At 35.3% G+C, this 6567-nt stretch carries 3 protein-coding genes; 2 read left to right on the top strand and 1 reads right to left on the bottom strand.

Annotation, left to right across the window (positions count from 1 at the left end):
• Positions 1-2066 (bottom strand): beta strand repeat-containing protein (locus EV144_RS24015; protein WP_208326881.1); only part of this gene is annotated, 2066 nt, incomplete at its 3' end.
• 298 nt (positions 2067-2364) lie between these two features.
• Between EV144_RS24015 and EV144_RS24010 the strand changes: the two genes are divergently transcribed.
• The gene (locus EV144_RS24010) at positions 2365-2826 is read left to right on the top strand and encodes a regulatory protein RecX (RefSeq protein ID WP_134151675.1); all 462 of its coding nucleotides are present in this window, start codon (positions 2365-2367) and stop codon (positions 2824-2826) included.
• 497 nt (positions 2827-3323) lie between these two features.
• Positions 3324-6567 (top strand): PA14 domain-containing protein (locus tag EV144_RS24005; RefSeq protein WP_134151674.1); only part of this gene is annotated, 3244 nt, incomplete at its 3' end.

Below are 6567 nucleotides of genomic sequence, written 5' to 3'. Positions count from 1 at the left end.
TTATGGGTCCATGCTATTGTTCCGTTTGAAGAAAGTGCCCCGCTTACAGTAGCCGTACCATTTTGACAAATCGTCTGGGTTCCGCCGGCACTTGCAGTGGGTATAGCACTTACTGTAAACTGTCCACTACTCGATGCTGTACCGCCAACAGTGGTAACAGAAATAGTACCAGTTGTAGCCGCAACAGGTATTGTAGCTGTAATTTGAGTATTACTATTGACTGTAAAAGATGCAGTGACTCCATTAAAACGTACAGCTGTAGCAGCATTAAAATTGTTACCCGTAATTACAACTGATCCTCCAGCTCCTGTGCAAGCAGAAGTTGGAGTAAAACTTGTTATTGTCGGAGCTGCAATAGTAACTAGAACTGGACTTGCAGTTGCAGCACAACCTGTTGCTGTATTTATAACCGTTACAGTATAATTTGTATTTTGAGTAGGAGTTACATTAATTGTTTTATTCGCAACATTTGCAGTTCCTGCTCCTGCAGGTAATCCAGCTGTCACGCCGGCAGGATTTGCTGTCCAGCTGTATGTGTACGAATTTGTTCTAGTACCTGAAATTGTGACATTATCAATAGCCCAATACCAATCAAATTTACCTGCATATCTAAACCTAACATATAATGTAAGATTACCTACATAACCATCTAAATTTACTGTTGTATTAAGAAAATTATTTTGTACGCCTTGCGTCGCTGAATAAGTAGCTACATTCGTCCATGATGTTCCATTTGTAGAAACATCTACAAAACAATCATCATCTCCATCAAAATTTAGAAAATATTGATAAAAGTCTAATGAAAGAGTGGTTAAACCGGTCGTATTAATTGCTGGTGATTGCAAAGTAGTTCTTGTAGTCCCTGCACTACCCTGATCCGCACTATTTGTTAAATAAAACTGACTATTATCATTCGAATGGAAAGTATTTATAGGATAATTTGGATAATTATATGTATAACCATTTGGTCTTAAAGTCCAATTTGCATTTGCCGGAGTTCCTCCTGTAGAAGTATTAGTTGTTGTCCAGTTATTTGTAGCCGCATTAAAGTCTTCCTGTAACACAGTTACATTCACAGTAGAGGCAGGCGTAGGTGTTGCCGTTAATACAGAAGTACCCCCACTTGCAACAGAAGTAGGTGAAGCTGCTGCTGTTATCGTTGGTAAAGGATTGACTATAAATGAAGATCCACTGGTACCAGTTCCATTACTATTTGAAACAGAAATTGTTCCTGTAGTTGCTGTGGTAGGTGACGTAGCTGTGATTTGTGTATTACTATTAACCGTATAAGAAGTTGCCGCAATACCATTAAAACTAACAGTTGTGGCTCCTGTAAAATTTGTTCCAGTTATCACAACTGATGCACTTGATCCAGCACAAACTGAAGTTGGAGTAAAACTTGTAATATTAGGAATAGAATATCCCGTTAATGTTGCATTATCAATTACTAACGTTCTACTATTATTTGCATTTGTATTTATTTTTACTATTTCAATCCAAACGACCGCAGAATTATTTGCTAAAGTTGGAATTGAATAGGTTGCAGACGCACTTGCGGTAATAGTTGGAGTAAAATTACTGCCTATTAGATTCCAATTAGTACCAGAATCAGTACTTACCCTAACAATAAAAGCTCCGACAGCAGCATTATCAGTTTTAATACAAAAACTAAAATTCATATTACCGAATCCTGTAGTATTTACTTCGTATCTATAAGAATCTCCAATATCCCAATCGTCTGCGCTGTACATTCTAGAATTTCCTCCTCCACAAGTTGCTGATGTAACTATGCCTTCATCATCAACACCGTTAGCTGAAAAAACAGGAGTTCCTAAAACATTATCAATATTTGGATTAGTTCCGAATCCACTTTCATAGTTAAATTGAAAAAGTGTAGTCTGTGCTCCAGCAAAATTAAAAGAAAAACACACAAATAATAAAGCAAGAAGCAAACTTACACGATGTGATTTCAAAGAAAAAAAACATTCTTTGACCACAACATTTCTGTTGTTATTTGAAGAATTACTAAATAACGAACGAGCGAATAAAAGTAGTTTTTTAGTCATATAATTGTGGTATTTATATTTTAAATTTGTCTTTGGTAATACAAACCATCAAAAAAAGCACTTAATATTGTATACGTAATGCTTCAATTTTTGGTTTTAAAATCTATAAATCAGACGTTTAAATTATTCCTTTTAGGAATAAAAAATTCCTCTGATATATCTCACAAAAATATTATAATAAAGCACATACACAACATTTTAGCGAAAGACTTTTTAGCGATAGCTAAAAATTTATCATAAAATTTAACAATAAAATGCACATATTTAGCAATAATCGTTAAAAAGCAAGAAAAAACCGATGAACGACACTTTTACCCCAAAAGAAGCATTACAAAAATTAGAGCGCTTTTGTGCCTATCAGGAACGTTGTCATGCAGAAGTAATATCGAAATTATACAGCTTAAAAATGTCATCCGATGAGATCGATAATATTGTATTTCAACTAATTGAAGGAAATTTTTTAAACGAAACCCGTTTTGCCTGCAGCTTTGCAAGAGGGAAACACAGAATCAAAAATTGGGGAAAAATTAGGATTACAAATGAGCTTAAATTAAAACAGATTTCTTCGACCAATATAAATCTTGCTTTAAAGGAAATTTCACCCGAAGAATATGTAGCTACTTTTGAACAGCTTTCGGAAAGATGTTGGAATAATTTGCATGAAAAAAACACCTTGAAAAAAAGAAAAAAATTCTGCGATTATATGCTTCGTCGCGGCTACGAAAGTAATCTGGTTTATGACAAAGTTAAAACACTATAAATAAGTTAGTTTGCATTTATAATTCTTAAACAAAAGCTTAAAATAGAAACTATTTTTCTTCTTCAAATTGTCAGAAAAGCCTTCTTTGTCTAAACACTAAGTTATTGTGCATTTTTAGCATTAATGACGTTTTTTGTGTTTTTATGTTAAGAGATAGGTGTTTTTAACCACTTTATTTACGATTTTTCTTATTTTTTTACCCTTTAATTTATAAGAAATAACGTCTAATTTATTTTTTTTAAATGTAGTTTATCGACTTTATTTTGCAATTCATCGATTATCAGCTGATTCTCAAAACCCTCGTGATTTCTAGCTCGTAGATGTATATATCTTTGCGAGGTTAATTGCTATGCCAGCATAACATACTGATTGAAACCATTTAACATGACTAGGTGGTTTCGTTCAATTGTTGCTTTTTAAGTATTTGATGGCATAGGAAAGTTATCCATAACAAAATAAAAAAACATTTTTTTAAAATTAAATGCCACGATTTAATTATGACTCTAAAATTACTTTTAAGTTTTTTATTTTTCCTATTGTCTTTTTTTAAAATACGCTCTGAAAAATTTAGTTTTAAAATTGCTTTTGTTGCAATTTTACTAGGATTTAGTTTTACTACAATTAATGCTCAATGTAATTCGGGAGCAACAGCTGGTACAGTTTTCAGCAATAGCGATAAATTATGCGTTGGAGAAAATGCAGTATTTTGGTCTACAGGTTGGTCCGCAGGAGGCTCATGGTCTTCTTCTAATCCAGCAGTATTGACAGTAACTTCACCTAGCGGAAATTCTACCGTTACAGGAGTTGCGCCAGGAGTTGCAAATGTCATTTACACAGTGACTCAACCCAATTGTACTGAAATTAAAACTGCATATAAAACAATTACTGTACTTGGTACTACATTGGGAACAGTTGGACAAATTTCTGGAACAACATCACAATGCAACGGAAGTACTAACCAGGTTTATTCTATACCAGCAGTCACAGGAGGAGCAATTTACACTTGGACAATTCCTAATGGAAATGGCTGGACTATTGTTTCTGGCCAAAACACAAATTCAATTACTGTTAATATTGGCTCTGGAAATGGAAACATAGGAGTTACAGTATCTAATCCTTGCGCTTCTGGGACAAACAGCGTCAATAGAACGTTAAGCATAAATGTAAGTAATAACAAAACAACAAAACCAACAATTTCAGGAAGCACGTCTTTTTGTCCTGGAGGCAATGTAACACTAACCTCTAGCAATCAAGACAGTTACTTATGGTCTACTGGTGAAACTACAAAGAGCATTATTGTTTCAACAATTGGAAGTTATACAGTAAAAACTACCAAATCAGGATCCTGCCAAAGTGATTCCTCTGATGCTGTAAATGTTTCAATATCAAGTGCACCTGCTATAACAAATCAGCCAGTCGCTCCTGCAGCAACTTGCTCAGGAAATGGAACACAAACAATAACAGTTGCTGCAACAGGAACAAATTTAACTTATGTTTGGAAAAAAGACGGCACTACTATTACAAACGGTGGAGTCTACTCTGGACAGGGAACAGCAACATTGACCTTAACTAATCCGACAACTATAAATCAAGGAAGTTACACTGTACAAATAAACGGCACTTGTACGCCAGCCTTAACATCAAATCCCGTTACAGTTACAGTAAATGAAAATAATACTGTAAGTGCACCATCTTCAACTCAAATTCTGTGTGTTAATACTTTGATGACGACCATCACACACACTACTACTGGAGCGACAGGAATTGGAACAATAACAAATTTGCCTAATGGTGTCTCGGCATCTTGGGCTTCTAATACAATAACAATTAGCGGAACACCTACATCTGCGGGAACTTACACTTACAACATTCCACTAAACGGCGGTTGCGGTACTGTAAATGCAACAGGAACAATTACTGTAAACCCAGTTTTAAATGCAAGTGTAAGTATTGCTTCTTCACCTACAGGAGCAATTTGTCCAGGAACTTCGGTAACTTTTACGGCAACTCCAACCAATGGAGGAACTCCTTCTTACCAATGGAAATTAAATGGTGGTAATGTTGGGGCAAATTCTGCAACTTATACAACTAACACTTTGGTAAATGGTGATACCGTTACTTGTGTTATGACATCGAATGCTTCACCATGTTTGACAGGAAGTCCTGCAACATCAAACAGCATAACAATGACTGTTAATTCACAATCAACAATCCCAACAGGAATAACAGGAACTACATCAATCATAAGTGGATCTAGCACTATCCTAACGGTAGCAGGTGGAACTTTAGGTACAGGCGCTTCTGCAGAGTGGTTCACAGGCTCATGCGGTGGAATTGCGGCTGGTACAGGAAATAGTATAACAGTTTCTCCAACCACAACCACAACATATTATGTGAGATATAAAGGAACTTGTAACATAACATCTTGTATAAATATTACGGTTAATGTATGTGTACCTCTTGGTGATCAAACTTTATCTACTACAAATAACTGGACAGGTTATGTTTACAAATGGACAGGAACTGTACCAGATCCAGCGGTGACAAATTCACCAGTAAATGCTACAACTCAATATATAGGAACTGTTACCGAGCCCGCTCTATTTGACAGAAATTTTGATTCGACTGGAGGTGCTGTGACTGGAACAACTGTAAATATTTGTGGTACAGCTCCTTCAGATAATTTCTTCATTCGTTATAAAATGAATGTAAACCTTGTTGATGCAGGTGAATATTCTTTTACAATTGGTGGAGATGACGGAACAAGATTATATATTGATGGAGTATTACTTGTAGGAAGATGGAATGATCATGGATATACTAAAGACAGTGCAAAAAAAATCTTAACAGCAGGTCCTCATGAATTTATTTTAGAATATTATGAAAATGTAGGTGGCGCTAGAGCTTCTTTTACATACGGTATGCCAAAAGGCGATCCAACTGTTTTTGGAATTAACACATGGAATGTGTATGGTTATAATGTATCAGACATATCATTACCTGTGGCAGATTATGCTGGTACATATGTTGATTCAAATTTAAGTTTTGACACAACATTATATTGGAATAAAGGACTTTCTCCATCAGCCTATGCAGGATGGCAAGGTCTGCCTATGCCAATAGATGATTTTGCACTTAGTTATAAACGTCAAGGTTTTCCTTGTGGTAATTATAAATTAGATTTAGCAAACTTTGATGATAATGTTGAGATTTATCTTAACGGGACACGTATCTTCAACCAAAACGGTTATCAAACTGTAAGTGTACCAGTAGGTACCTATTTGCTAAACAAAGATTCTAAAATTGAAGTTCGCTTAAAGGAAAATGGAGGAGATGCAAATCTTGCTCTTAATTTCACTTTAGTTCCAAATGTATATAACGGAACAGGTACTCCTACGGCAACTACTCCAGTTACAATATCAAGTAACATGACACTTCAATCAGATGTCGTAGTTTGTTCTTGTACAATTGATCCTGGTGTAACACTTACTGTCCCATCTAATAAAACATTAACAGTTTACGAAAACATAACTGTAGGAGCAGGAGGAAAGTTATTAATACAAAACGGAGGAGCGCTAATACAAGAAAACAATAGTCAGACAATGTTTTCTGGCGACATCACAAATTCTTTTGAAATGCAAAGAACTACAACGCCAGTACGTCGTTATGATTTAACGTATTGGGGATCACCAGTAACAGCTGCATCAGGTTTTACATTAAAAAAACTTTCCCCGGCAACTT

Source organism: Flavobacterium sp. 270 (genome assembly GCF_004368785.1).
Classification (GTDB): Bacteria; Bacteroidota; Bacteroidia; order Flavobacteriales; family Flavobacteriaceae; genus Flavobacterium.
Note: the sequence above shows the minus strand (reverse complement) of the source record. Positions and strands in the feature narration are given on the sequence as shown.

Bases quoted from the DNA above. Each gene is read 5' to 3' on its own strand.
- EV144_RS24010 (WP_134151675.1), top strand. From the start codon at position 2,365: ATGAACGACACTTTTACCCCAAAAGAAGCATTACAAAAATTAGAGCGC.